At 60.4% G+C, this 24762-nt stretch carries 23 protein-coding genes, 1 tRNA gene and 1 pseudogene; 6 read left to right on the top strand and 19 right to left on the bottom strand.

Annotated features, from left to right (window positions below; genetic code table 11):
* Window positions 1-58 precede the first annotated feature (58 nt).
* On the bottom strand, window positions 59-805 hold the full coding sequence (locus AC07VL_RS05830) for a M56 family metallopeptidase (RefSeq protein WP_494804998.1): 747 nt from the start codon (window positions 803-805) through the stop codon (window positions 59-61).
* A 7-nt stretch (window positions 806-812) separates the two neighbouring features.
* The gene (locus AC07VL_RS05835; RefSeq protein ID WP_494804999.1) at window positions 813-1229 is read right to left on the bottom strand and encodes a GNAT family N-acetyltransferase; all 417 of its coding nucleotides are present in this window, start codon (window positions 1227-1229) and stop codon (window positions 813-815) included.
* A 146-nt stretch (window positions 1230-1375) separates the two neighbouring features.
* On the opposite strand from AC07VL_RS05835, the gene AC07VL_RS05840 reads away from it, so the two are divergent.
* Together AC07VL_RS05840 and AC07VL_RS05845 are read left to right on the top strand one after the other, a co-directional pair.
* Complete coding sequence (locus AC07VL_RS05840) at window positions 1376-1768, top strand: Imm10 family immunity protein (protein ID WP_494805000.1); 393 nt, start codon at window positions 1376-1378, stop codon at window positions 1766-1768.
* A gap of 68 nt (window positions 1769-1836) precedes the next feature.
* Window positions 1837-2418: an NnrU family protein gene (locus tag AC07VL_RS05845; RefSeq protein ID WP_494805001.1), complete on the top strand. Its 582-nt coding sequence runs from the start codon at window positions 1837-1839 to the stop codon at window positions 2416-2418.
* A gap of 262 nt (window positions 2419-2680) precedes the next feature.
* On the opposite strand, the gene AC07VL_RS05850 is transcribed toward AC07VL_RS05845, so the two are convergent.
* Window positions 2681-2908, bottom strand: coding sequence for a DUF2188 domain-containing protein (locus AC07VL_RS05850; protein WP_494805002.1), 228 nt, complete (start codon window positions 2906-2908; stop codon window positions 2681-2683).
* Window positions 2909-3420: 512 nt separating this feature from the next.
* On the opposite strand from AC07VL_RS05850, the gene AC07VL_RS05855 reads away from it, so the two are divergent.
* Both AC07VL_RS05855 and AC07VL_RS05860 read left to right on the top strand, forming a co-directional pair.
* Window positions 3421-3729 carry a helix-turn-helix domain-containing protein gene (locus AC07VL_RS05855; RefSeq protein WP_494805003.1) on the top strand — a complete coding sequence of 103 codons (309 nt, stop codon included), beginning with the start codon at window positions 3421-3423 and terminating at the stop codon, window positions 3727-3729.
* A complete protein-coding gene (locus AC07VL_RS05860; RefSeq protein ID WP_494805004.1) occupies window positions 3726-4244 on the top strand; it encodes an ImmA/IrrE family metallo-endopeptidase in 519 nt (172 codons plus the stop codon). The genes AC07VL_RS05855 and AC07VL_RS05860 overlap by 4 nt, the downstream gene beginning before the upstream one ends.
* Before the next feature lie 785 nt (window positions 4245-5029).
* On the opposite strand, the gene AC07VL_RS05865 is transcribed toward AC07VL_RS05860, so the two are convergent.
* The 9 genes and pseudogenes from AC07VL_RS05865 to AC07VL_RS05905 all read right to left on the bottom strand — a co-directional run bounded on the left by AC07VL_RS05865 (window position 5030) and on the right by AC07VL_RS05905 (window position 12306).
* Window positions 5030-5515, bottom strand: coding sequence for a hypothetical protein (locus tag AC07VL_RS05865; protein ID WP_494805005.1), 486 nt, complete (start codon window positions 5513-5515; stop codon window positions 5030-5032).
* Window positions 5516-5658: 143 nt separating this feature from the next.
* Window positions 5659-5973, bottom strand: a complete 315-nt coding sequence (locus AC07VL_RS05870) for a hypothetical protein (protein ID WP_332860213.1) — start codon at window positions 5971-5973, stop codon at window positions 5659-5661.
* A gap of 1005 nt (window positions 5974-6978) precedes the next feature.
* Window positions 6979-7188 carry a hypothetical protein gene (locus tag AC07VL_RS05875; RefSeq protein WP_494805006.1) on the bottom strand — a complete coding sequence of 70 codons (210 nt, stop codon included), beginning with the start codon at window positions 7186-7188 and terminating at the stop codon, window positions 6979-6981.
* A gap of 467 nt (window positions 7189-7655) precedes the next feature.
* Window positions 7656-8072, bottom strand: coding sequence for a DUF4279 domain-containing protein (locus AC07VL_RS05880; protein ID WP_092610436.1), 417 nt, complete (start codon window positions 8070-8072; stop codon window positions 7656-7658).
* Between the two features lie 815 nt (window positions 8073-8887).
* On the bottom strand, window positions 8888-9388 hold the full coding sequence (locus AC07VL_RS05885) for an IncQ-type mobilization protein MobB (protein ID WP_494805072.1): 501 nt from the start codon (window positions 9386-9388) through the stop codon (window positions 8888-8890).
* A gap of 328 nt (window positions 9389-9716) precedes the next feature.
* Window positions 9717-10130, bottom strand: a pseudogene (locus tag AC07VL_RS05890) (relaxase/mobilization nuclease domain-containing protein); the annotation flags it as partial.
* A complete protein-coding gene (locus AC07VL_RS05895; RefSeq protein ID WP_494805007.1) occupies window positions 10120-10512 on the bottom strand; it encodes a plasmid mobilization protein in 393 nt (130 codons plus the stop codon). The gene AC07VL_RS05895 and the pseudogene AC07VL_RS05890, both read right to left, overlap by 11 nt.
* A gap of 319 nt (window positions 10513-10831) precedes the next feature.
* Window positions 10832-12046 carry a tyrosine-type recombinase/integrase gene (locus AC07VL_RS05900; protein ID WP_494805008.1) on the bottom strand — a complete coding sequence of 405 codons (1215 nt, stop codon included), beginning with the start codon at window positions 12044-12046 and terminating at the stop codon, window positions 10832-10834.
* Between the two features lie 173 nt (window positions 12047-12219).
* Window positions 12220-12306, bottom strand: a tRNA-Leu gene (locus tag AC07VL_RS05905).
* Window positions 12307-12480: 174 nt separating this feature from the next.
* On the opposite strand from AC07VL_RS05905, the gene AC07VL_RS05910 reads away from it, so the two are divergent.
* Entirely contained in the window at window positions 12481-13245 is a 765-nt protein-coding gene (locus AC07VL_RS05910) for an SDR family oxidoreductase (RefSeq protein WP_494805009.1), read from the top strand.
* A gap of 79 nt (window positions 13246-13324) precedes the next feature.
* Here AC07VL_RS05910 and AC07VL_RS05915 read toward each other — a convergent pair whose 3' ends face one another.
* The gene (locus AC07VL_RS05915; RefSeq protein ID WP_494805010.1) at window positions 13325-14641 is read right to left on the bottom strand and encodes an enoyl ACP reductase FabMG family protein; all 1317 of its coding nucleotides are present in this window, start codon (window positions 14639-14641) and stop codon (window positions 13325-13327) included.
* Window positions 14642-14915: 274 nt separating this feature from the next.
* Window positions 14916-17282, bottom strand: coding sequence for a DNA polymerase II (locus tag AC07VL_RS05920; protein WP_494805011.1), 2367 nt, complete (start codon window positions 17280-17282; stop codon window positions 14916-14918).
* A 142-nt stretch (window positions 17283-17424) separates the two neighbouring features.
* Between AC07VL_RS05920 and AC07VL_RS05925 the strand changes: the two genes are divergently transcribed.
* Window positions 17425-19104 (top strand): AMP-binding protein, encoded by a 1680-nt coding sequence (locus tag AC07VL_RS05925; protein WP_494805012.1) that lies wholly within the window; start codon window positions 17425-17427, stop codon window positions 19102-19104.
* An 80-nt stretch (window positions 19105-19184) separates the two neighbouring features.
* Here the strand turns inward: AC07VL_RS05925 and AC07VL_RS05930 are convergent, their stop codons facing one another.
* The 5 genes from AC07VL_RS05930 to trxA all read right to left on the bottom strand — a co-directional run bounded on the left by AC07VL_RS05930 (window position 19185) and on the right by trxA (window position 24531).
* Window positions 19185-20165, bottom strand: a complete 981-nt coding sequence (locus AC07VL_RS05930; protein ID WP_290604994.1) for a choice-of-anchor A family protein — start codon at window positions 20163-20165, stop codon at window positions 19185-19187.
* Between the two features lie 198 nt (window positions 20166-20363).
* Window positions 20364-22088 carry an ArnT family glycosyltransferase gene (locus tag AC07VL_RS05935; RefSeq protein WP_494805013.1) on the bottom strand — a complete coding sequence of 575 codons (1725 nt, stop codon included), beginning with the start codon at window positions 22086-22088 and terminating at the stop codon, window positions 20364-20366.
* Between the two features lie 151 nt (window positions 22089-22239).
* Complete coding sequence (locus tag AC07VL_RS05940; RefSeq protein WP_076566155.1) at window positions 22240-22509, bottom strand: type B 50S ribosomal protein L31; 270 nt, start codon at window positions 22507-22509, stop codon at window positions 22240-22242.
* Window positions 22510-22786: 277 nt separating this feature from the next.
* A complete protein-coding gene (gene rho / locus AC07VL_RS05945) occupies window positions 22787-24049 on the bottom strand; it encodes a transcription termination factor Rho (RefSeq protein ID WP_010401543.1) in 1263 nt (420 codons plus the stop codon).
* A gap of 155 nt (window positions 24050-24204) precedes the next feature.
* Entirely contained in the window at window positions 24205-24531 is a 327-nt protein-coding gene (gene trxA / locus AC07VL_RS05950) for a thioredoxin TrxA (protein WP_034780502.1), read from the bottom strand.
* Window positions 24532-24762: the final 231 nt, after the last annotated feature.

The raw sequence follows: 24762 nt of genomic DNA on the forward strand, positions 1-24762 counted from the left end.
TCTGATTTCGGGGTAGGGGAAGCCGGGGGCAGGGGCGCGCCGCGCGCCGCTGGCGCTACTATAGCAAGTTCGCCGCCCGGTCCCGGGGAATTCCCGCCAGCAGGCGCCGGCGCCGCCGCAGCGCGCGCGGGTCCTTCAGCACGATGGGCGCAGCGCCCGTCAAGCCCGAGTAATACTGGCCGTGCCGCCGCAGCAGGGCGGCGTAGTCGCGCCAGGCGTGGCCCTGCGCCAGCATGCGCGCATCGCAGTCGACTTCGATGGCAAAGCGCAGCCGGTGCAGCTGCCACCACAGGGGCACATTCCACGGCATGAGCACGATCAGGGCATGGGCCAGGGCCAGCAGCAGCGGGTCGCGCGCGGCCAGCCGGCATTGCTCGTGCGCCAGCAGCAGCGCCTGTTGCTCGGCATCAATCAAGGAGAGCCACACGGGCATGACGATGCGCGGCCGCAGCCAGCCCGCCACGCAGGGTCCGATGCCGCCGCTCAGGTACACGGGCGTGCCCAGCATGCTGGACTGTTGCCAGCGGCGCTGGTGCGACTGCAGCCAGACGCTGCGCAGGGCCAGCATCAGCAGCATGCCGAGCGACAGGACGAGCCACGCCAGTTTCAGCTGCGCCTGCTCCGCCGGCATGGCCGCCAGCACGCCGGGCAGCCAGGCCAGGGGCAAGGTGACGGACGCGGCCAGCGCCGCCAGCCACGGCCAGCGCGTGCTGCTGCGCCGCCGCTGCAGCCGGCGCTCCGTCCACCAGGCGGCTGCGCCCAGCAGCAGCGCCAGCGCCATGCTGCATAGCAGCCAGGCAGGCATCGGGCGCCTAGCGCTTTAGCGCCATGCCGACCGAGGCGGGCGCCGTGTGCCGGAAACCGAACTGCGCGTACAAGTCCTGCGCCTGGCCATCGGCGATCAGGCTGACATAGGCGCTTTGCGGCACGTCCGTCTCGATGAATTGCATGATCTCGCGCATGATCAGTTTGCCCAGGCCCTTGCCCTGGTGGGCCGGCAGCACGGCGATATCGGTGACCTGGAAGAAGCAGCCGCCATCGCCGATGACCCTGCCCATGCCGACGACTTCGTCGCCCTGCAGCACTTGCACGGCAAACAGGGAGTTCGGCAAGCCCCTGGCGGCCGCCTCCATGGTTTTCGCGCTCAGGCCGGCGGCGACGCGCAGCTGCTGGTAGGTGGCGATGGCGGGAATGGCCAGGCGGGTGGTGTAGGGTAATGCTGCGCTCAAGGCGGTCTCCTGTTCAATGAGTTGTAGCGGCAATTATAGGCGGCGATGCGCGTCCGGCTCGGCACGCTTTATTCGCCCCGCCCTATGTTGTCCGCGCCGCTTTTGCGCTATGGTGGCGTCATCCCTTGAATTGTTGAAAGTACGCCATGTCCGCAGGATTTACCGCCACCGAGTTGTCCGTCGTCAATGAAGACGATGCCCTGATCACCACCCTGGCCGCGCCCGCCGGCAAGGGCGAACCCGTCTACCTGATGCTGCAGCGCGCCGACGAATACGACGAGCAGGACGTGGCCATGGGCATGGACGAACCGTATATTGAATATTGCGGCCAGGAATTTGCCTGGTATGGCCACATGCATGCCGTGATCCTGCATCCGAACCGCCTGTCCGTGCAGATGGATGCCGAGGCGGCCATGCAGATGGATGACGACGGTCAGATCGACGTGCGTTTCAACCTGACCCCTGAGCGTTACGCCCAGCTGCAGCAGGCGCTGCGCACCACGTTTGAAGGCTGCGACTACTATCGCGAGGAACGTTGATCTGCGTGGACGCCGCCGGCCAGGGTGCCGGCTATGCTTGATAACTGGTATTGACTGGGGAGAAGACGATGACGGTGCTGATACTCGGTTTGCTGCTGTTCCTCGGCTTGCACTCGGTGCGCATCGTCGCCGACGGCTGGCGCAGCGCCCAGCTGGCGCGCCTGGGCGATAAGCGCTGGAAGGGGCTGTATTCGCTCGCGGCGTTTGCCGGGCTGGGCCTGATCATCTGGGGCTACGCCCTTGCGCGCCAGCAGCCGCAGCTGCTGTGGACGCCGCCCATGGGCTTGCGCCACGCCAGCGGCCTGCTGATGCTGTTTTCGCTGATGTTACTGGCGGCGGCCAATGTGCCGCGCAACCGCATCAAGACCCTGGTGCACCATCCCATGCTGCTCGGCACGCAACTCTGGGCCGTCGCGCATCTGCTGGCCAACGGCAACGTGGCCGACGTGCTGCTGTTCGGCAGCTTCCTCGTCTGGTCGTCAGTGGATCTGGTTTCTGCCGTGCAGCGCGACCGCGCGGCCGGCGTCGCCTACCAGGGCGGCACCATGCAAGGCACCCTGATCGCCATAGCCGCAGGCTGTGCGCTGTGGCTGCTGCTGGCGTTCTGGCTGCACGGCGTGCTGTTTGGCGTGCGGCCGTTTGGATATTGAGGGGGAAACGATAGGGCTTGCCTTGCGCGGCCAGTTGATTGGACTGCTACCTTTGCAGCAGGAGTACGTATTGCCTTTCTCCCGGCATTAAACGATACAAGCTTACGTTTCTTTAAGAAGTTTTAAGGCTGGCCTTGATTTTTTTGCTGGGCAACCAATATTAAGTATGGAAGCGTAGTTATTGGTTGCAGATGACGTAACGCGGCCTATCCTTAAATTATAAAGTAGCCCCGCGTCGCAGGGCTACACGGGCTAATAGATGTTAACCCTTTGGTGGGAACGGATCGTTGCCATGACTATCTTTATCGCGAATTTGGCCATTTTGGCGATGAATAATCAACTCCGTCTGTTGATTTTGTGAAATTCTCCGACCTGCGTCGATCGCTTCACGCTGAGTCGAAAAAGTGCCGCTGACGCGATCTGATCCTTCGCGGCGCACGGCCCATTGACCATTATGAGTAACGACATGATGATTTTGCTTCTTTGTCATAAGTATACCTTTGATAATTTTAGACGAAGGGGGAATCCCCTTCGTGGCTAACAGATTGTTACTTGGCCGGCACTAGAAAGCACCAAGCCTCGTAGCCGTAGCTATGAGCATCCAATACGCGCTCACTTGGACCACGTACTTTGCGGAACCTACAGCACACCCATCTGAATCCTGCGGGCGCAGGTTTTATATCGATTCGTCGCACATACATCACCTCCAGTCTAGGTGGTGGACTTGTAGCGCCAAACTAAGGTACACTAGCGAGTTGTCACACACGTCCACTGTACTTTCAGTTGGGCACCCCGTTAAGCCACCTGCTCAACGGATAAGCGGACCTTGGCCTTGGAACCTTGGTCCGCTTTTTTTTTTACAGCCATGTTAAGTAAGCACTCAACTGATCAGACTGCTAACGGCAGTGTACCGGACAACACAGGAAAAAGCAAATTACTGTCTTCCTGTGATTCTTTGTCCGTGAAATTGACATTTTCTATCGGGAAGTCTATAATTTGAGCATGGAAGATATAAACGTAGCATTTGGAGCGCACCTTGCGAGACTTCGTAAGGATGCTGGGTTGACTCAACAAGATTTGGCAGTGCGAGTTGGAATGAGTCGGTCTGCAATTGCGAACATAGAAAGTGGAAAGCAGGGGATTGTCTTAACTGCTATATTTTCTTTTGCGCAAGCACTTGATAAAATTCCCACTGAGTTGATCCCGCTAGTATCTCTTGAGTCAAAAATAAAGTCGGCTATCCCTGATGAAATCAATAGGGAGTTGCTGCTTTCGCTCGCATATTTAGATGATCATTTAGGAAATCAATGAATCCGTTCGTAAGGCTTAAGGCAGAACAAACGCTGAAATCATTGGGTATTTTTTCTGCTCCAATAGACCCTATTGCAATCGCGGTCGCACTAGGATTGACTGTAAGGAGAGAGTTCTTTAACGGGGATCTTTCTGGAGTTTTGATGCGTAAAAATGGTGCTGGCATCATTGCTGTTAACGCCAGTGATCCTCCTGCACGGCAGAGGTTTACGATTGCGCATGAGCTAGGGCACTTCGTCCTTGAGCATCAAGGTGATGTTTTTGTGGATCACACAATAATGAACAGGCGTGACTCTCGCTCTTCTGCAGCGGTTGATCTGCAAGAGATAGAGGCGAACGCATTTGCAGCGGAACTCCTTATGCCTGGAGAGTTAGTTGCTTCTGAGGTCGCGAGATTGTTGAACTTTTGTGAAGGAATAGATCAACCTTCCATGCTTCGAGAACTTGCTTCTAAATTTTGTGTTAGTGAACAGGCAATGTCATTTCGACTGATGAACTTGGGAATTCTTACCTGACGTGGCATTTTTTTTGTAGTGGTGAAACGATAATATACAAAGTGGAATCGAACTCGTCCCTTCATGTATTTTTTTACGGACGGAGACCTTACCACGGCAGTGCTCGAATTCCTGCAGGTAGGTTTTGCCTGCGACGAGGTCGGTGCTGCTGCTGCGCATTTGTGCTTCCCGATCAGCCGTCGATGTAACGGCTTCTGCCTTAATACTTCATGTCTCTGATTCCCAGGTGCCGAGGCGGCGATTTCCGTGCGTCAGCCGCTTGAACGTTTTCTGACTGATGCCATGATCTCTTCAATTTGGCGTAATCAGGGCGTAAATTTGGCGTAACGCCTATCAGTTTTTATCGGGAATGATCGGATTGCTTGGGCAATAAAAAAGCCACTAAATCCTTGATTTTATTGGATTTAATGGCTTTATCGGTACTTCTTTGATTTATTCTGTGGTGCGGGAGCCGGAATCGAAAACCGCTCTGTTAACTCAGCCAATATCCAAAAATACCATCATAAATACCATCATTGGAGAAAAAGTTCTTCGTTACCATTCCACTTGGAGCGGTTGCTGGTGACTTCAGACAAGTAGTCTAGTACAAAAACCGTCAAATGCTAGTACTCCCGATGATTTTTTTTGATTTTGTATTTTCCTCCCTGCAAGCATCGGCAGCGAGGGAACGCTTTCTTGAAAAGCATGGCCGAAACTACTGCGATTTTTTGAGGCGGCGGCCTCTCTATTGCGGTGTCCGCTTACGCCCCAAAGCGGACGAAGCATTTTCAATTCGCTATGTATGCTCAACGTAAAACATCAATGGGTTCCGCCTGGAGTACGCGCTCAAAAGTCTCGCGGTCACGCGTCAAGAAAAACATATTGGGCGTGCCAGCACCAAGGGCATGCAATGGCTGTGTTTTCGTGATTTGCTCCCAGAAAGACGTGGTTGCATCAGACTCATCCAAGACCGAAAAACCAAAACGATTCACGTAATTGCACGTCGGGAAGTTCCGGGGGACTAAATCGAAGATGTACCATTCATCGAAGCCTGGCATGGGCAACTCTGCAGGCTGTGTAATTTCTGTACTAATCGCCGTGACTCCATCGAAAAACCAACCTGCGATTAGTTCGTCCGAGGTTGGTACATATGGGCCACTGTCGCACGAGGTAATCGCTATCCGTTTTCCGCAGACTAGCTCGGGCACGCTTTGAAGGATGTCCGCCAGGGAGGGGTCCCAATCTTCCGACCATTGGATTACCCAATATCCATCTCGTTCTGAATTTTGCATTTTGTCGGGTCTCTACCGCTATCAATCAAAGTGTCAAATGAAAAAAACTTTCAAGAGCGGCGGCTTCTGGCCGGTTGCACTCGTACACATCATCGACCGGTCTGATACCTTGAAGCCGGATGCCGAAGAGCAAACTGCATCGCCTAACTCCAAACATACGCGATGTGCTCTTTCTTCCTGTTATCGAGAACATACGCGCGGACATACATTTGGAAATTTTCTGCCACATACACTTCTGTACGGAATTCAATAAGTGCTGCAACATCAATGCTATGACGCCCTAGATACTCTGCCAATCTTGTCCGATAGGCGAGCAGGCAATTTCTAACTCTTGGAGGAAATCCGAACAATTCCTCGCTTGTCGCAGGAATCCAATTAATGGTTACTTTCGCACCGCGCCGCTCTCGCGCCATCTGATACACATCCTCGAAGACAAATCCGCCATCCAAATAGTTCATGCCACTCATAAACGAGTGTGACCAGTTGTGGGCCATCGAGCGTATTAATTTATACTTCATTGAAATCCACTTCTTGACTGGCCGCTTCTGGCCGCCTGCCGTCGTTGGCAGGTTCCGCCCCATTACGGGCGTTCACCAGGGTATTCATCCAACCAACCTTTCGCCGCATTATTGCCATAAAGGCACTTGTTGCTTTGGATCAGTCTGAATGAACCACGCCGTCCCAACCTGGGGGTGGCGCTGTCCCGGGCCATCGTGAGTCGACCTTGGGCTCGTTCGCACACAGGGAGTTCATAACGAATTTACCGCTTGGCACTGCGCGACAGTTCCATCTCATATCGCCTCGATGAGAAATTTCGTCCCATGCCACGCCTGTATCGCTCGGCAAGGGGAGGCGTAAATTTTCCTCGCCTGGGAATGTGTACTCCGGGGCTTTAGTCACGTCAGCGGCCCACGGTGCAACATTGGCAAAAGGGACAGGCGCCGCTTTGGGTTGAGAGGCGGAGCACCCGTAGAGCGCACTGGTCACTATGACGGCTAATATGGTTCCAAAATACTGATTCATCGTAATGACGTCCTGTTGTTGAATTCTTGCCCGATCCGGGAGGTGCCGCTTCGGGCTGGCTTAAGCCTGATGCGACTTGCAACTTGCAACTTGCAACACTAAGTAACTGATTTCTTGCATGGAGAATGCATCAGCATGAGCTCTTCTCCGCGCTGTTGTTCCAGCCGAAGCGGAAACTGCCCGGCAAGCGCGGCACTTTACAGCGCCAGGCATGTTAAGCCGCCCGGGAATGAATGCTTCTTGCCGATTGCCTTAAAAAACATAGCTACCTTGACGTTAAGATAGAAATCCTGCCAACCTGGACTGGCCAGAACCGCCGCTATGGAACGAACAGCGACTGATTGGAGGTCTGCGTCCTCCTGAAAATGTCGTCGTTCGTTTTTTTCAACACGATAGGCCGGTAGCCGTCATTGGTAGGTTCCGCCCCAAAGCGAACACTGCTATACGCGCTTCATGTTGTGAATCTGACCGCGCTTTTGAAGCATCTTGGAAGCGGCGACGGCGAGCGCCTCATCCTCAATGATGCGTGCCATTAGACCACCACTCTCATCAAGATAGCCGACGAGATGACTGCCAAGGGAGAGCCAGCGGTCTAAAGTTATGCCATTAACCGTCAGGGCTTGAATTACATCTTCGTCTTTAATTTTCACGATGCAACAATATCCTGTTTTGGTCGTTTCTCTGCAAGGGCGGTTTTGAAAGACCGCTTGTGGCCGGTAGCGGCACCAGAGCATAGCGGATTGCCAATCAGAAAATCTCACACATTGTCACGCTGGTTCGAATGGCCGCTTCTGGCCGGTTGCCGCCGTTGCCAGGTTCCGCGTGCGGCCATTCACCCCGCTGCAAGCACTATAAATCTTAGAGGCCCATAACAGCCTCGAAGAGATGACGAAGCCAATTTCTAAACGCGAGGCGTTTGGACTCTCGTTGCCTCAGCCGATGCATCAACAACCACGTTGCATACAAGGCGATCATAACGGCGCACGCTGCAATGATGATGGCTGTGAAGATCTGTATAGCTGGAAGCATAACCATCCGTCCTCATTCTCACTACGTCCGCTTGTGGCCGGTTGCCGTCGTTGGCAGGTACCGCCCCGTTGCGGTCAGTCGCGTGCGGTCACTCATCATTGAACGACGCGTAGATTTCGACTGAAAGCGCGATGTTGCGTTCGCCCAGCATCAGCAGTGACTGCGGCGATATGGCAACCCCTTCGCTTGACCCGTGCATAAACCAGCCGCAGTAAATGTCGATTTCGAATCGTTTCCCTAATTCCAACCAGACATCGGTCCCTATCGGAATTTGCGCTAGCAGCTGGGAGATTTGGCCATCGAAGTCGCCAGTTTCTGAAAGGTCGGCATCAAGTATCCACGCCCCGGTTTTTCGCAGGACGGTCGCACCGGATGAAGTCGTATATTGATAACCCTTCATCCATGCCTTCGAAGGGAAATGGCCGAATAGACGGCACACCTCTTCGGGAATGAGATCGTCGCCAAATAATCGTATCGACGCTTCACATCTGTTGATTAGGCCCATCTGTCTCCCTGTTTACGACTGACCGCTTCTGGCCGCTTGCCGTCGTTGACCGGTTGAATCCGCAGCCGACAGCCGCCCCCCGAGAATAGCAAATTGCCAAACAGAAAACTACACGCATTGTCACGCCCTGGCAAATGCCTTCCCCATGCGCCAAACGTTCGCCGCCATGCCGAAAGGCAACCAGGAAAGCTGCTGCTAAGGCCGCCAGCACCTGGCCGGTTATCTGGCGCGCCCGCTCGAGCGTTTCCGGACGGCGCCCTGCGGCATGGACAGCCTGGACGGTAGCGGCGGGTCCGGCAGGTGCGCCATGCGCTCCAGGCAGGGTGCTGCGGCGGCTGCCACTGCTCCGCTCGATGCCTGCAGCAGCGCATAGCGTGCCGCTTGCCCTTCGGCCATGGCCGATGCGTGGCAGGTCAATCCGGCCAGCGCGCCACATTCGGCAACCGTGATGGCGTTGCCACTGCGGCAAAGGTCGGATGCCAGGCGGGATGCCGCCTGGCCGCGCAAGGCGTCGGCGACTGGGTGCACAGACAGTTTGATCCAGGCCTGGAAGCGGCCATGCTGCACCTCCACTACGGCGGCGCCCTGCCAGCCGCGCGCGTCGAGGCGCTGCACATCGGCCTGTTGCAAGCCGTCGAGCAGCACCAGGCCATGCGGGCCTGCGGGCCGCACGGTGACGTCGTAGCCGCGCGCATTCATGCGCTTGAGCCAGGCCAGGCTGCGCAGCAGTTCCAGCCCGCTCCACTGCCGCGTCTCTTGCTTGCCGTTTTTCGCCTCTACCAGCCTGACGACGAACTGCGCGCAGCCCATTGCCGTCATTTGCCCGCGCACGGCTTCCAGGCTGCGGTCGCGGGCCGGATCAGCGCGGCCAGCTGCTGCGCGTCCAGCACGTTCTGCAGCCTGGGGGCAGGTGCCAGACAGAGCCACAATGCGCTGGCGAGCAGCCCCGTCATCATGCCCACCAGCGCCGCCAGCAGGTACTGGCGCTGCGACAGCGTACGGCTGCTGCAGTCGATTGCCTGGGCGCTCTCGCGCGCCGCCTGTTCCGCACTGCGCCAGGCGCTCGTCGCCGCCTCGATCTGGCGCCGGAACTGCTCGCCCTGGCGCGTGCCGTCGAGGCCCATCTGCTGCATCGTCTGGCGCGCCTCGTCCGTCAGGGCCGCCATCGCCTGCGCCAGCGGTTCCAGGAGCGCCGCCAGCTCCTCGGCGCTGGCCAGCTTTGCCTGGTGCAGCTGCGCCATCCTGCACGCCAGCGCGTCCAGCTGCGCCGTATTCTCGGCAGTGGCCAACTGCCGCAAGGTCTCGCTCTTTGTCATAGTGGACTCCTCGTTTCGCCAATCCCATGGGACTGTATCCGCGTCCCAGGTCGCTACCCTTCATCAGCACGCCATCGAGGCGGTAGGACAGGCCCGCCAGGGTGCTGTCATTGCGCTGCGTCACCGGCACCAGGGCCACGCCCGCCGCTGCCAGGCGCTGCATGAAAGCGGTGAAACTGCCGCAGCCGGTAATGGCGGCATCGCACAGCTGCTGCAGGCGCTGCCGCGTCGAGGCGATGCCGGTGCGCAGGCCCGCCTCGATCTCGCCCCGGCTCGCCGCGCGGCGCGGCGCCTCGACGGAGGGGCGCAGCTGCTGCAGGCCGAAGTCGCGTTCGACCGCGCGCATGATGACTTCCTGGCGCCGGTAGTCGTGGCTGTCGCTGGCAACGCCGCCATCGCAGCGCACGCGATTGACCAGCAGGTGCACGTGTTCATGCCGGGTGTCGGCATGGCGCGTCAGCAGGTACTGGTTGTCGTCCAGGCCCATGCCCGCCAGATAGCGGCCCGCGATCTGCGTCCACTGGGCGTCGGACAGCTGCTCTCCCGGTGCGGCCGACAGCGACACGTGCAGCACCGCCTTGCCCAGGCCAGGGCGCAGCTTGCGCACGGCGCCGAATTCCTGCGCCAGTTCGCGCGGCGTGCGGCCGGTCATGTTGGTGTCGACCACGCGCGCCTGCTCCTTGCCCAGGTCATACGCCAGCACGCCGCGAAAGCCGCGTCCCTTGATGGCCTTAGCGATCATCGTCCTGCTCCTTCACGCCCAGCAGTGCTAGCCGCAGGCGGCGCGTTTCCGCGATCAGCCGCTGCAGCAGGGCGTCGGCCACGGTGACGCGGCCGCCTTCGTTGGCGAGATGGGTCAACTGATTCAGGTTGGACGCCAGGCGGGCCAGTTCCACGTAGTGTTCGCGGTTGATGGCGGCGACGGGCGGCGGGGGCAAGGTGCGCGCCAGCGCTGCGGCGCGCAGCCATTGCGCGGGACGCATCTGCATGCGGGCGGCGCGTTCCAGCAGTGCCGCATGTTCGGCGGCCGACACGCGCACGCCGATGGTGGCGCCACGCACGGCGGCCGGGTCGCCTTTCGGGCGGCCGCCTTGTCGCTTGCGTGGCGTGGTCTCGGCGTGCATCGATGCTCCTGGCGTGGTGGGCGAGCGCAGCGAGGATGGCCCCGCAGGGCAAGCCGGTTTGAGCGAAGCGAAAACATGGCTTGCTCCTCGCCAGCCCACGCGCCCGCGGCTCCCCGGTCTTTAATGTAGGCGCGGGCCAGCCGCTTTTCTTACGCGATATCAAACAGCGCGGGCGCTGTCGCGAAACAGGACGACGGCGGATGCGGGTGGACGCACGCCTTGTCGCCCATCGTGGCGCGGCGACGACATGCGCGCGTGGCGCGGCACCTGTTCCTGCCAGCGCCGCCGCTGGTTTTCTTTCTCCAGGCGGGCGTCGGCGTCAGGCTGGCGCTGGCGGCGTGGCGACGCCGTCGCGCAGGGCGTCGAGATAGTCGGCCCAGCGCTGCATCATGGCGCGGCGCGCAGGCAGGTGCGCCGTGCGGTTGTAGGCGCGCCCGTTCGGGTCGATGACGCTGTGCGCCAGCTGGTGCTCGATCAGGTCCACGCGCTCCTGCAGCACTTCGTCGAGGATGGTGCGGGCCATGGCGCGGAAACCGTGGCCGGTCATGACTTCCTTGGCATAGCCGAGGGACCGCAGCGCCGCGTTGATGGTGTTTTCGCTCATGCAGCGCTGGCCGCCGCGCAGGCCGGGAAATACGTAGCGGCCTTCGCCGGTGACAGGCTGCAGCGCGCGCAGGATCGCCACGGCCTGTGTCGGCAGCGGCACCAGGTGTTCGAGCTGCATTTTCATTTTCCTGGCCGGGATGCGCCACGCGGCGGCATCGAGATCGATTTCGCTCCATTCGGCGGCGCGCAGTTCGCCGGGACGCACGAACAGCATGGGCGCCAGTTTCAGCGCCGCCACCGCCGTGACGTGGCCGTGGTAGCCATAAATGGCGCGCAGCAGCGGCGCGACATCGCCCGGTTCCGTCAGTGCCGGGTAGTGCGTTCTCGGCACCGGCGTCAATGCGCCTTTCAGGTCCGCCGTGACGTCGCGCTCGACGAGGTCCATCGCCACGCCGAAGCGCAGCACCTGGCCGCACAGCTGCTTGATGCGGTGCGCCGAATCGATCGCGCCGCGCGCCTCGACGCGCTGCACCACGCGCAGCACGTCGCGCGGGCGGATGGTGTTGAGCGGCATCTTGCCCAGGTAGGGGATGACGTCGCCTTCGAGCCAGTTGCCGACTTTCTTGCGCGTGCTGGCACTGCCGTTGCGCTGGATGGTGAGCAGCCACTGGCGCGCCAGCTTGTCGAAGGTATTCAAGGCGGCGCTGCGCTGCTCGGCCTTCTGCGCGCGCTTGACGGCGTTCGGATCGATTCCTTCGGCCAGCGCCTTGCGCGCGTCTTCGGCCTTGCGCCGCGCCTGGGCCAGGCTCACGCGGGGGTAGACGCCGAACGCCAGCGTTTTTTGCTTGCCTGCATGGCGGTAATTCATGCGCCAGTACTTGCCCGTACGGGTGACCAGCAGGTACATGCCGTACAGGTCGGGATACTTGTCGCCGCTGGGCGTGCCCTTGTAGACGGCATGGCGGATAAGCAGATCGGACAGTGGCATGGCGCACTCCCTGATGGTATTTTTTTAGAGAAAATCCTAAATCCAGCAAAAAGTACCAACAAAGTTCATGGCTTTTAATGTACGCCGATGGACAAATACGGACAACAAAAAACCCGCTCTCCTATGACGAAGGCGGGTTCCTGGATGTTTTTCGAGCTTTTACTGCTGTGTTCTGGTGCCGGGAGCCGGAATCGAACCGGCACGCTGTTTCCAGCGCGGGATTTTGAGTCCCGTGCGTCTACCTATTCCGCCATCCCGGCAACGCGAGACGCATTATCACTGATTTGTCACAATCTGGCAAGTTTTATGCTTGGCGTGCGTTTGGCACATGCATGCAGAATCGTTGACGACGGCGATTCCAGCGCAAGAAGCGGAGTGCTGCGCCGGGCTTGCCGGCCTATCTTTTTCCTTTCAACCACTTGAAGGGAAATCAAATGTTACAACTGGAAAACAAGGTCGCCATCATCACGGGCGCCAGCTCGGGCATCGGGCATGCAGCGGCGCGGCTGTTCGCCCGCCATGGCGCGCGGCTGGTGCTGGTGGCCCGGCGGCAGACGGAACTCGAGGCGCTGGTGGCGCAGCTGGCGGACGGCGGCGCACAAGCCGTGGCCTGCGCCGGCGATGTGGGCGATGCGGCGTGTGCGCAAGGGGCCGTGGCGCTGGCGCTGCAACGTTTTGGCGGCCTCGATATCGCGTTTAATAATGCGGGCACCCTGGGGCCGATGGGGCCCACGCCGGAAGTTGCCCTGGAGGATTGGCGGGCGGCGCTCGACACCAATCTCACCAGCGCCTTCCTGGCGGCCAAGTACCAGCTGCCCGCCATGGCGGCGCGCGGCGGCGGCTCGCTGATTTTTACATCGACCTTCGTCGGCCACACGCTGGGCATGTCTGGCATGGCCGCGTATGCGGCCAGCAAGGCGGGCGTGATCGGCCTGACGAAGGCCCTGGCGGCCGAGTACGGCACGGCGGGCGTGCGCGTGAATGCCTTGTTGCCGGGAGGGACGGATACGCCGATGGGGCGCGCGGTGGCCGCCACGCCGGAGGCGCTGGCCTTCGTGGCGGGCTTGCATGCCTTGAAGCGCCTGGCCACGCCGGACGAGATCGCCCGCTCGGCGCTGTACCTGGCATCCGATGCGTCCAGTTTTACTACCGGCACGGCGCTGCTGGCCGATGGCGGCGTGTCCATCGTGCGCGCATAAAGCATGCGCAGAAACGCCGACGGCCCGGGGATGAACCGGGCCGTCGGTGTATTGCAGCGTACCTTACGCTACCTCAAGCTCAGTTGTGAACTGAGTTCAGCTGGCGCGCGATGATGTCGTGGTTGAGCCAGATGACGGGGGCTTTCGGGTCCGACATTTCGTGGAACATCAGCGGACCCGTGCCTTCCAGCACCAACGAGCTCAGGTGGTCGGTGATGAGTTCCTTGCGGTCCTTGTGCAGCTTGGTGATGTCGTCCGAGGTGCCGATCATGACTTCGGCCAGTTCCGGCGTGTTGTCCATCGGCCAGGCGGCGAAGTTGCGGAATTGCACGCTGGTCGTGTCGCCGTTGTAGGCGGCGATGCGGTCGAGCAAGTCTTGCAGCGACACGCCGTCTTCCAGCAAGCCCTGGCAGATCTTCCACTGCTCTTCGGCCCAGGCGCCGCCGCCTTCTTTTTTCAGCGCGTCGAGCAGGGGGAACAGGGACAGTTCCACACCGACGAAGATGTCGGACGAATTCGTGCGGATTTCCGGGCAGTTGAAGACGGTTGCCTTGATGCCTTTTTCCCACGCGGCCTTGGCCACGTTTTCCAGGCGCATTTTGGCCAGGCCTTGCGTGTAGTTGCTATACGTTTGCCACTGGTACTTGCCGTCGATCAAGATCTCCGTGCCGTGGTAGCCGTAGGCGCTGTAGCGCACCTGGCCGCCCGTTTTCTCGATGCGCGCGCGGATGGCGGCGCTGCCGTCGATCAGGTGCTGCAGGGTGTTGGCCGTGACTTCGTCGAAGTTCATCAGGATCAGCTTGCCCAGGTCGCTGTCGAGCAGGGCGCGCGAAGACATGAAGCGCTCGCCGCGGCCCTTGTAGATGCGGTTGGCGATGGCCAGGAAAACCTTGACCTTCGGAATGCCGCCGGCCATGGTATGGGCGAAATACACATTGCTGCCGTCAGGAATCAGGCTGTCCAGCTCGGCCATGGCTTTCGCCACGGAGGCCGTGAAACGGGCGATGCCCGCTTCGCGGCAGCGTTCGATCTGCGCCCAGTCCAGCTTGTCTTCTTGCCAGCTTTTCAAGGTCATGTCGGCCAGCAGGGCCGTCGGCGTCGGCTCGCCGGCCGGTGCATCGAGGTCGAAGCCGGCCATCAGCGGCACGTTGATGATGCGGCCGCCCAGGTTGGCTTCCGCTTCCGCCAGCTCTTCCGCGTTCAGCGGGCGCAGTGCCATGTTTTCATCGCGGCGGCCCACCGTCATGCCGACGATATTCATGCCCGCCTTGCGCGCTTCGTCCAGCAAGCCATTCACATAGCCGCGGCCGAACAGCTCGCCGAACAGCACGAAGGTGTCGCCCTTGCGGAAGATATTTTTTTGCGGGATGTCTCTTAAGGACGTGATCTCGGTCATGGTGTCAATTCATTCAAAAATTAGCAGGGCAGAGGGAGAGCGATCTGCCTGCAGGTTCAACATAGTTGTAAATTATGCGCCATTTCAGCGGGGAAAATCATGTTGCGAACGATTCTCGTCTGGAACGGCATCTTCTTCTGCGGTGGAGCTCTTATTCTTTCGCCATGGCGTATTTTACGCTGCCGCTGCGCGCAGCGCCCGCGGACAGGGGCAGACAACGCCCGGCAGGCGCCGATATTACCTCAGCTTGGCTGTGCCGGTCAGCAAAATTGATCTAAAACAAATCCTGCTGCCCGGACACGAGGCGCGAAAAATCGTCGCCCAGGAAAGGCAATATCGCGTCCGCCACGGGCTGCAGCTGGCGCGTCAGGTAGTGCTGGTAATCGATGGGCGAGCGCTGGGTTTCCAGCGGTTCCGGGCCCGCCACCGTGATGACATAGCTGATCCAGCCGCCGTTCTGGTATTGCAGCGGCCGGCCCTGCGCCAGGTTGTAGGCGTCGGCCGTGCGCGCGGCGCGCACATGGGGCGGCACGTTGCGCTGGTAATCGTCGAGCGGGCGGCGCAATCGCTTGCGGTAGACCAGTAGCGCGTCGAACTCGCCGCGCACCGTGCGCGCCACGTAGTCGCGCACATAGTCCTGGTAGGCGGCGCGCTGGAAGATACGCAGGTACAAGGCTTGCTGGAATTGCTGCGCCAGCGGCGTCCAGTCGCTGCGCACCGTTTCCAGGCCCTTGTAGACCATCTGTTCGCTGCCGTCGGGCTTGCCCACCAGGCCCGCGTAGCGCTTCTTGCTGCCTTCTTCCGAGCCGCGGATGGTGGGCATCAGGAAACGCCGGTAATGCGTCTCGAATTCCAGTTCCAGCGCGTTCTCCAGGCCGAACTCGTCGCGCAGGTGGCGCTCCCACCACGCATTCACGTGCGCCACCAGGGCGCGGCCGATCTTGCCCGCCTCTTCATCCGTATGCGCCGTTTTCAGCCACACAAACGTGGAATCCGTGTCGCCATAGATCACCTGATAACCCTGCTCGGTGATCAGCTCGCGCGTGCGGTGCATGATGTCGTGGCCGCGCAGGGTGATCGACGAGGCCAGGCGCGGGTCGAAAAAGCGGCAGCCGCTGGACCCCAGCACGCCGTAGAAGGCGTTCATGATGATTTTCAAGGCTTGCGACAGGGGCGCGTTGCGCTCGCGCTTGGCCGCCTCGCGGCCCTGCCACACCTGTTGCACGATGGCGGGCAGGCAGTGTTTCACGCGCGAAAACTGCGCGCCCCGGTAGCCGGGCACGGTATCGGCTTCGTCGCCGCCCGTTCCCACCACCAGTCCCACGGGGTCGATGAGGAAGGTGCGGATGATGGACGGGTACAGGCTTTTGTAGTCGAGCACCAGCACGGAATCGTACAGGCCCGACTGGGAATCCATGACGAAGCCGCCCGGGCTGTTTTCGCCGGAGACATCGCCCAGGTTGGGCGCCACGTAGCCTTGCCGGTGCATCAGCGGCAAATACAGGTGCTCGAAGGCGGCTACGGAACCGCCGCTGCGGTCGGCCGCCAGGCCCGTCACGCTGGCCCGTTCCAGCAGGAAGGTCAGCAATTCGGTCGTGGCGAAGATGCGCGTGACCAGCTCGCAATCCTTGAGGTTGTAGCGGGCCAGGGCGGGTTTATCTTCGCGGAAACGCCGGTCGATCTCGGCCATGCGCTGGTAGGGGTTGTCGATGGACTTGCCTTCGCCCAGCAAGGTCTGCGCCACGTTTTCCAGGCTGAACGAGGGAAAATTCCACGTCGCCGAACGCAGCGCCTCGATGCCGTCGATGATCAATCGGCCCGCGGCGGCGGCAAAATAGTGTTCCTGCTTGCCGCCATGCGCGCGCCATTCCATCACGGCGCCTTCGCGTCCCAGCTTCAGGGGCACTTGATAACGCTCGGCATGTTCCTTGAGCACGCGCAAGTCGAACTGCACCAGGTTCCAGCCGATGATGGCGTCCGGATCGTGTTGCGCCATCCATGTGTTCAGGCGTTCGAGGATCTGCGCGCGGCTGTCGCAGTATTCCAGGTCGAAGTCGCGCTCCCCGTCGACGCCGTTTGGCGGCCCCAGCATGTAGACCTGGCGCTGGCCGCAGCCTTCCAGCGCCAGCGAATACAGTTCGCCGTGGGCCGTCGTCTCGATGTCGAGCGATGCCAGTCTCAATGCGGGACGGTAGCCGGCCGCGGGTTTCAAATGGACGCTCCCGCCCGCGATGGCGCCGTCAAATACCACCGGCGCCGTAATGAAACGCTCCATCAGGTAGCGCTCGGGCGGGCGGATGTCGGCCTCGTACACGTCGACGCCATGGGCGCGCAACTGCTTTTCCAGCTTCAGCAAGTGCCGGTATTGCTTGCAGTACAAGCCCAGCACGGGACGGTGGTGGAAGTCGGACAGGGACAGGGGGCGCAGCTCGGCATGGCGTTCGCCGCGCAGCAGCTGCTCCGCCTGCTCTCGCTGCTCCATGGGGATGAAGGCGACGGACGTCTGCACGGGCAGGCGCACGTGGCGGGGCCCGGCATCCGTTGCCAGCCAGAAATCGACCTCCGTCCCGGCGCTGGTGTCGCGCCAGTGGCGGGTCAAAATAAAGCCCTGCTCGGGCGGGTGCTGCGTGTTGCCTGTCATGGTGCCGTCAGTTGCCGTGGGTATCGTGTGTGCCGGTCTGCACATTACAGCAAGGCGGTGCAGGGTGGGGGCGGTTGCGGCTATAATTTTTGTAGTCGATGACCATAAGAAGAGCGCGTCGCGCCATTACCCTGGAGACAGCATGCAAGCAATGAGTTATGTACACGGCGCCCACGAGACGCCGCTGATCGGCGAAACGATAGGCGCCTACCTGGACGGCATTGCCGCCCGCTACGGCCAGCACGATGCCCTGATCGTGGCGCACCAGAACGTGCGCTGGACGTATGCGGAATTCCAGCAGCGCGTGCACCGCCTGGCCGCCGGCCTGCTGAAGCTGGGCCTGCAGCCGGGCGACCGGGTCGGCATCTGGTCGCAAAACTGCGCCGAGTGGGTGCTGACGCAGTTTGCCACGGCAAAAGCCGGTTTGATCATGGTCAACATCAACCCTGCCTACCGGCGCTCGGAACTCGAATACGTGCTCGACAAGGTGCAATGCAGCGCGCTGATCCTGTCGCCCAGCTTCAAGTCCAGCGATTACCTGGCCATCGTGCAGGACGTCGTGCCGGAAATCGCCCGTGCGCGCGCCGGTGCCCTGCAGTCGCCGCGCCTGCCGCAATTGCGCCACGTCATCCGCCTGGGCGCGGCCGCCACCCCGGGCATGCATAATTTCGACGCGGTGATGGACGGCATCACGGATGCCGACCTGGCGCACCTGGAAGAAGTGAGCGCTACCTTGCAGTTTGACGATGCCGTCAACATTCAGTTCACCTCCGGCACCACGGGCGCGCCGAAAGGCGCCACTTTGACGCACCACAACATCCTGAATAACGGTTTCTTCATCGGCGAAGCCATGCGCCTGACGCAACAGGACCGCCTGTGCATCCCCGTGCCCCTGTACCACTGTTTCGGCATGGTGCTGGGCAACCTGGCCTGCGTCACGCATGGGGCGGCCATGGTGTTTCCGGGCGAAGGCTTCGACCCGAAGGCCGTGCTGGAAACGGTGCAGGCCGAGCGCTGCACGGGCTTGCATGGCGTGCCGACCATGTTCATCGCCATCCTCGACCATCCTGATTTCAAGCAATACGACTTGTCGAACTTGCGCACAGGCATCATGGCCGGCTCGCCCTGCCCGATGGAAGTCATGACGCGGGTCATCGAATTGATGCACATGGCGGAAATCACGATTGCGTATGGCATGACGGAAACCTCGCCCGTCAGCTTCCAGACGTCGATCGAAGACCCGCGCGAGATGCGCGTCTCGTCCATCGGCAGGGTCCACCCGCACCTGGAAGTGAAAATCATCGATGCGGAAGGGCGCATCGTGCCGCGCGGCGAAAAGGGCGAACTGCTCACGCGCGGCTATTCCGTGATGCAGGGCTACTGGGGCGACGCGGAAAAAACAGCGGAAGCCATCGACACGGCGCGCTGGATGCACACGGGCGACCTGGCCGTGATTGACGACAACGGCTTTTGCAGCATCGTCGGCCGCTCGAAGGATATGGTGATACGCGGCGGCGAAAACATCTATCCGCGCGAAGTCGAGGAATTCCTGTACCGCCACCCCAGCGTGCTCGACGTGCAATGCGTGGGCGTGCCCGACGCCAAGTATGGCGAAGAGTTGTGCGCCTGCATCATTCTGCGTCCCGGCACGCAGGCCACGAGCGAGGACATCCGCGCCTTTTGCGATGGTCAGATCGCGTATTACAAGATTCCCCGCTATGTGCGTTTCGTCGAGGAATTCCCCATGACGGTGACGGGCAAGATACAGAAATACCTGTTGCGCCAGCAGGTGGCAAACGACCTGGGCCTGGGGACCCAGTAAGCGCCTGCTTTCTGGCCGGGCATAAAAAAACACCGGGACGCTCGCGCGGCCCGGTGTTTTTTATTGCTCTAGCGCAAAGCTCAGGCCAGTTGCGCCTGCGGTGCGCGCGCTGGCGTGCGGCGGCGCATGAAGGCCAGCAGGCCCAGGCCGGCCAGCAGCATGGCGTAGGTGCCTGGTTCCGGCACGGCCGACACGCTCACCGTGTTGAAGCCGGAGCCGTTCATCGACACGTGGCCGGAATTGATGGAGCTGACGGAATTGGCGATCAGGGTGCCGTTCATGTTGCCCGAGCCGGAAAACGCGGCGTTCGGCGCCAGGATGCTGCCGTTGATGCCAACGTTGTTCAGGCTGGTGGTGGTGGCATTGGCAAAGTTGAACAGCGTGCGGTCGGCGAAGCTGCCGAAATTGTCGAAGCCGCCGCTCATGGTGATGTTGGTGGCCGTGCCATTGATGATGATGCTGGCCGTGCTTTTCAGCGAGGACAGGTCCAGCGTCAGGTTGTGCAGGTTCGACGCATCGATGTTGAAAATATTCACATCGGCGTTGATGTTGCCCACCAGGGTCATGTTGCCGTATTGCGAAACCACGGTGCCGTTCGATTGCAGCTTGGCCACGTCGCTCGACAGGGTCGTCAGTTGCTGCTTGGCGCCCGCAAAGTCCAGGGTGGAGGCATTGCCCTTGCTGATGTTGTTAGTTGGGAACCATTGTGGCGCCGTCAGGGTGGCGTTGGCATTGTTGACGCCATACACGGCCGAACCGTTGAGCGTGCCCCAGCCTGTCGTCAGGTTGCCGCCCGCGACGATGGTGTTGGCGGCGGCGCCCGGCTTTTTATTCGTGCCCACGCTGTAGTTGTCCAGGTAGACATTACCGCCGGCGGCGATGCTGCCGCCGACGCTGGTGAAGCCGGTGGCCGTGCTGCTGCCGATGTTGCCGAAAATAAAGGCGGAATAGCCGTTGGCGACGCCGAGGTCAATCACGGTGGCCTGGGCCGAGGCGCTGAAGGAGAAGGCGAAGAGGGCGGCGCTGATGAGCGGTAAGGTACGTGTGGCAAAAAATTTCATGGACATTCTCATAGTGAATTGGGGGACGATGTGGGCGGGAAAGCAAGACACCGCCATCGCGCAGGCCACCATTATAATCTAAAAAACAATTTTAGTTCAATTTAGGTAATTAACTATATTTTAAGACAACACTTTTTCTGCCGCCGGCGCGGCGGTGACGGACATGAAAAAACCGGGCGAGCCCGGTTTTTTTGTTGCCTACCTGATGCGCTGATACAGGCGGAAGCGTTCCACGTCGTCGGTGGGGCGGCGTCCTTCCCACAGCTTGATCCAGTCGGCGCCATGGTGCTCGGGCAGCTGCTCCTTGTTGTCCGGCACTTTGATGCTGTCTTGCAACAGGAATACGTCGCATTGCTGCTGGTTCACATTGGCAAAGGGCAGGTGGCCATAGTAGGCGAACGAAGCGCGCTGGGCGGCACCGACGTTGCTGTTGATGCACGTCGTGCCCGGCGGCAGGTGCACGGAAATCTGGTGCGCCACGCTGGCGTAGCTCTTGCTGTAGTTCAGCGGCGGCAGGAACAGGGTCATGATCAGCACCCAGATGAGGATCAGGCCGCCGGACGACAGCACCACGGCGCGCCATAGTACGGCCGGCTGGCGCGAGATGCGCCAGTGCACGAGGGCGATCCAGCCGGCCGTGGCGCCTGCGGCGACAAAGAAGGCCACCAGGTCCAGCGCGGGTTTGAAGCCGGGTAGCAGTTTCAGTGCATTGTGGGCCTGTTGCGGCGGCCAGCCCGTCAGGATGGCGAACCAGAACAGCCACAGCGCGGCGGCGCACATGGTCAGCACCATCACGGAGAACCAGTCGATGGCGTTGATGGCGCCCCGTTTCATGGTCAGCAGGCCAAACGCGGCCATCACGGCCAGCGGCGGCAGCAGGGGCAGCAGCTGGCTCGGCTCGGGATCGGGGTGGCACAGGCTGAGGATGGCCAGCATGGCGACAAAGGTCAGCGGCACGACGATGTGCAGCACGTGGTGCTGGCGGCGCCAGGCATACACGGCCCAGGCGGCGAAGGGCCAGGCGGGCCAGAAGAACCAGATGCCGACGCGGAAGAAATACTGCACGCTTTTCACGCTGGGCGGGCCGAACTGGCGGCAATTCCACTCCATCCACGCTTGCAGCGGCGAATGGCCGTAGGGTTGCAGCCATTCGCCCGGCAGCAGCCACACGAGGGCCAGGGCGATGGCCACGAGCACGGCCAGCGCCAGGTGGCGCACGCTGCGTAGCAGCGGCAGGCGCAGAAAGACGGTGCACAGCAGCATGGCGACGCTCAGCGCCGCGGGCGTGATCCAGCCGCGCGTGAGGGTCAGGCCGCCCAGCGCCAGGCCCAGCAGGGCCGCATTGCGCACGGACGGGCCTTCCACGTAGCGCACGGCGCGGTACAGCAGGTAGGCCATCAGGGAGACGTACAGCGCCTCGGCCGTGATGTCATGGCTATGCTGCAGCAGGCCCAGGCAACCCAGGTAGATGAGCACGGCGGCATCGGCCAGGGTGCGGCCGAAATCGTCCGGCTCGGGCTGGCCGCCGAAGGCCAGGCGCAGGGGCTGGGCGTCGTTGCGGCGGCCCAGGTTGAAGGCCGTGTACCAGACGGACAGAGTGCTGACGACGAAAATGCCGATGGTCGACATGCGCGCGCCGAAGACGTCGCCATCGATCCAGCCGAACAGCTTGATGGCGATGGCGCCCAGCCAGAAGGCCAGCGGCCCTTCGTCCGGCACGGACAGGCCGGCGATGTTGGGCCACAGCCAGTCGTTCAGGCCGCCATGCGCCATGGTCCACATGATGCCGAAACTGGCGGCGTCATCGTTCTTCCACGGTTCGCGGCCGATCAGGCCAGGCAGGATGTACAGCAGGCCAAGCGCAAACAAGGCCCATCGTGGCAGCGCGAGTGTGGCAGCGGCGGGAAGGCGGACTGGCTTCATCGATAATCGGTATCAGAATAGTGGCAAGAAGCGACGAATGGCGTCGGGTATGCGCGAGTATAAAGTAAAGCGGCCAAAGACAAAAAAGGCAGCCGTAGCTGCCTTTTCTCTGGTAGCCGAAGCTGCCCTCTTTGCCGCATGGCGGCAAAAATCAGCCTGCTGCGACTGCGGTTTTCGAACCAACGGAACCGAACTTCTGACGGAACTTCTCGACGCGACCGGCGGTATCGACGATTTTGTGCTTGCCCGTGAAGAATGGGTGCGATTCAGCCGAAACCTCGATCTTCACCAGTGGGTATTCTTTACCGTCAAGGGTGATTTTTTCGCGGGTTTGGATGGTCGAACGGGTAACGAATTTGAAATCGCACGACAGGTCGTGGAAAACAACTTCGCGGTAATCTGGATGGGTATCGACTTTCATGGTCTTCTCTCTAGTTTGGTAGCCAAACAGCACTTCGTCGGTCGTCTTGCTTCTTGACCCGATTGCCGATCACTTGCCAGGGTTAAAATAATGCAACCGTCGATTATATAGCGCTTTCGGGCCGGCGGCAATAAAAAAGCCGCTCAATGAGCGGCTTGCACCTACGTGAGAGGCGAGATAAAACCGTAGCGAGCAGGCCACAGTTGCGATTGAGTAGCGGAACTGTACTGTAGTACAGTGAGCAACGGAGATTGCAAATGCGGCCGCGCAGTAGGTTTTAGCCGCCTCTACGCATCATGTCGAAGAATTCGGCGTTGTTTTTGGTCGCCTTCATCTTGTCGAGAATGAACTCCATCGCCTCGATCTCGTCCATCGAGTACAGTAGCTTGCGCAGGATCCAGATTTTTTGCAGCTCGTTCGGCTTGATCAGCAGTTCTTCGCGGCGGGTACCCGATTTGTTCAGGTTAATTGCCGGATAGACACGTTTCTCAGCCAAACGGCGTTCCAGATGCACTTCCATGTTGCCGGTACCCTTGAATTCCTCAAAGATCACGTCATCCATGCGCGAACCCGTTTCGATCAGGGCCGTGGCGATGATGGTCAGCGAGCCGCCTTCCTCGATATTGCGCGCGGCGCCGAAGAAGCGTTTTGGGCGTTGCAGCGCGTTCGCGTCGACACCGCCGGTCAAGACCTTGCCCGAGGCAGGGATGACGGTGTTGTAGGCGCGCGCCAGGCGGGTGATCGAGTCGAGCAGGATCACCACGTCTTTTTTCATTTCGACCAGGCGCTTGGCTTTTTCCAGCACCATCTCGGCCACTTGCACGTGGCGCGTGGCCGGCTCGTCGAAGGTCGAGGCGACGACTTCGCCGCGCACCGAACGTTGCATTTCGGTAACTTCTTCCGGACGTTCGTCGATCAGCAGCACGATCAGGGTGATGTCGGGGTGGTTTGCCGTGATCGCATGCGCGATGTGCTGCAGGATCACGGACTTGCCGGACTTTGGCGACGCCACCAGCAAGCCGCGCTGGCCCTTGCCGATCGGGGCGATCAGGTCGATGATGCGGCCGGTGATGTTTTCCTGGCCATTCATTTCACGTTCCAGGCGCAGCGGCTCGTTCGGGTGCAGCGGCGTCAGGTTTTCAAACAGGATGCGGTGCTTCGAGGCTTCCGGCGATTCGCCGTTGACCTTGTCTACTTTGACCAGTGCGAAATAGCGTTCGCCATCTTTCGGGGTCCGTACCTCGCCTTCGATCGAATCGCCGGTGTGCAGGTTGAAACGGCGGATTTGCGAAGGGGAGATGTAAATGTCGTCGGTGGACGCCATGTAACTGGCGTCGGGCGAGCGCAGGAAGCCGAAGCCGTCAGGCAGCACTTCCAGGGCGCCGTCGCCAAAAATCTGTTCGCCGGACTTGGCGCGTTTTTTCAGGATAGCGAACATCAGCTCCTGTTTGCGCAAGCGGGCTGCGTTGTCAATGTCAAGACCGATCGCCATCTCAAGCAGGGCGGATACGTGTAGGGCCTTTAGTTCGGATAAATGCATATGTGTTGAGTGTCCCGAGACGGGATGTAAAGGTAGGGGAGGGAACTGCGTGGCTTGATTAATTATTCGGGAAGGTTTTGCACGAATGGTACGAAAGCCGCTTCCCGGTGTGTCCAATCAGGCGGCGCTGCGGGCGCAGCGCTGCCTATCATACATTAAATGTTGCTGTCGACGAAAGCGGTCAACTGGCCCTTGGCCATGGCGCCCACTTTTTGTGCAGCGGCGACACCATCCTTGAACAGGATCAGGGTCGGGATGCCGCGGATGCCGAACTTGGCAGGCACTGCCTGGTTGGCGTCCACGTCCATCTTGGCGATCTGGATGCGGCCGGCATATTCCTTGGCCACTTCTTCCAGGATCGGGGCGATGGCCTTGCAGGGACCGCACCATTCTGCCCAGAAGTCGACCAGTACTGGCAACTCGGATTTCAGGACGTCTGCTTCAAAAGATGCATCGCTAATGTGTTTGATATTTTCGCTCATATTTTCCTCAAATGAGGGTGGGATCAATAATGCCTGGAATTAACCATACGCTGGTTCGCCATCCATGCTTCCTGGAGTGCAGCTAGCAGATGGGGGCAATGGGCACAGTTTCAATGTTCTTGGAAGGTGCGACCAGAGGTATGCAGGCGGGGATGGCTGAAATAATAACCCATTTTTTCAAAGCGTGGCGATTATTGCAGAAAAACTTGAGGCAGATCTGTCCGGGGGCCG

Source organism: Janthinobacterium sp. GW821-FHT03C08 (assembly GCF_059420905.1).

What these genes read in the sequence shown, in the direction of transcription:
- AC07VL_RS05830 (WP_494804998.1), bottom strand. Translation starts at nt 805, where the DNA reads ATGCCTGCCTGGCTGCTATGCAGCATGGCGCTGGCGCTGCTGCTGGGC.
- AC07VL_RS05840 (WP_494805000.1), top strand. Translation starts at nt 1,376, where the DNA reads ATGTCCGCAGGATTTACCGCCACCGAGTTGTCCGTCGTCAATGAAGAC.
- AC07VL_RS05845 (WP_494805001.1), top strand. Translation starts at nt 1,837, where the DNA reads ATGACGGTGCTGATACTCGGTTTGCTGCTGTTCCTCGGCTTGCACTCG.
- AC07VL_RS05850 (WP_494805002.1), bottom strand. Translation starts at nt 2,908, where the DNA reads ATGACAAAGAAGCAAAATCATCATGTCGTTACTCATAATGGTCAATGG.
- AC07VL_RS05855 (WP_494805003.1), top strand. Translation starts at nt 3,421, where the DNA reads ATGGAAGATATAAACGTAGCATTTGGAGCGCACCTTGCGAGACTTCGT.
- AC07VL_RS05860 (WP_494805004.1), top strand. Translation starts at nt 3,726, where the DNA reads ATGAATCCGTTCGTAAGGCTTAAGGCAGAACAAACGCTGAAATCATTG.
- AC07VL_RS05865 (WP_494805005.1), bottom strand. Translation starts at nt 5,515, where the DNA reads ATGCAAAATTCAGAACGAGATGGATATTGGGTAATCCAATGGTCGGAA.
- AC07VL_RS05870 (WP_332860213.1), bottom strand. Translation starts at nt 5,973, where the DNA reads ATGAACTATTTGGATGGCGGATTTGTCTTCGAGGATGTGTATCAGATG.
- AC07VL_RS05880 (WP_092610436.1), bottom strand. Translation starts at nt 8,072, where the DNA reads ATGGGCCTAATCAACAGATGTGAAGCGTCGATACGATTATTTGGCGAC.
- AC07VL_RS05885 (WP_494805072.1), bottom strand. Translation starts at nt 9,388, where the DNA reads ATGACAAAGAGCGAGACCTTGCGGCAGTTGGCCACTGCCGAGAATACG.
- AC07VL_RS05895 (WP_494805007.1), bottom strand. Translation starts at nt 10,512, where the DNA reads ATGCACGCCGAGACCACGCCACGCAAGCGACAAGGCGGCCGCCCGAAA.
- AC07VL_RS05900 (WP_494805008.1), bottom strand. Translation starts at nt 12,046, where the DNA reads ATGCCACTGTCCGATCTGCTTATCCGCCATGCCGTCTACAAGGGCACG.
- AC07VL_RS05910 (WP_494805009.1), top strand. Translation starts at nt 12,481, where the DNA reads ATGTTACAACTGGAAAACAAGGTCGCCATCATCACGGGCGCCAGCTCG.
- AC07VL_RS05915 (WP_494805010.1), bottom strand. Translation starts at nt 14,641, where the DNA reads ATGACCGAGATCACGTCCTTAAGAGACATCCCGCAAAAAAATATCTTC.
- AC07VL_RS05920 (WP_494805011.1), bottom strand. Translation starts at nt 17,282, where the DNA reads ATGACAGGCAACACGCAGCACCCGCCCGAGCAGGGCTTTATTTTGACC.
- AC07VL_RS05925 (WP_494805012.1), top strand. Translation starts at nt 17,425, where the DNA reads ATGCAAGCAATGAGTTATGTACACGGCGCCCACGAGACGCCGCTGATC.
- AC07VL_RS05930 (WP_290604994.1), bottom strand. Translation starts at nt 20,165, where the DNA reads ATGAAATTTTTTGCCACACGTACCTTACCGCTCATCAGCGCCGCCCTC.
- AC07VL_RS05935 (WP_494805013.1), bottom strand. Translation starts at nt 22,088, where the DNA reads ATGAAGCCAGTCCGCCTTCCCGCCGCTGCCACACTCGCGCTGCCACGA.
- AC07VL_RS05940 (WP_076566155.1), bottom strand. Translation starts at nt 22,509, where the DNA reads ATGAAAGTCGATACCCATCCAGATTACCGCGAAGTTGTTTTCCACGAC.
- rho (WP_010401543.1), bottom strand. Translation starts at nt 24,049, where the DNA reads ATGCATTTATCCGAACTAAAGGCCCTACACGTATCCGCCCTGCTTGAG.
- trxA (WP_034780502.1), bottom strand. Translation starts at nt 24,531, where the DNA reads ATGAGCGAAAATATCAAACACATTAGCGATGCATCTTTTGAAGCAGAC.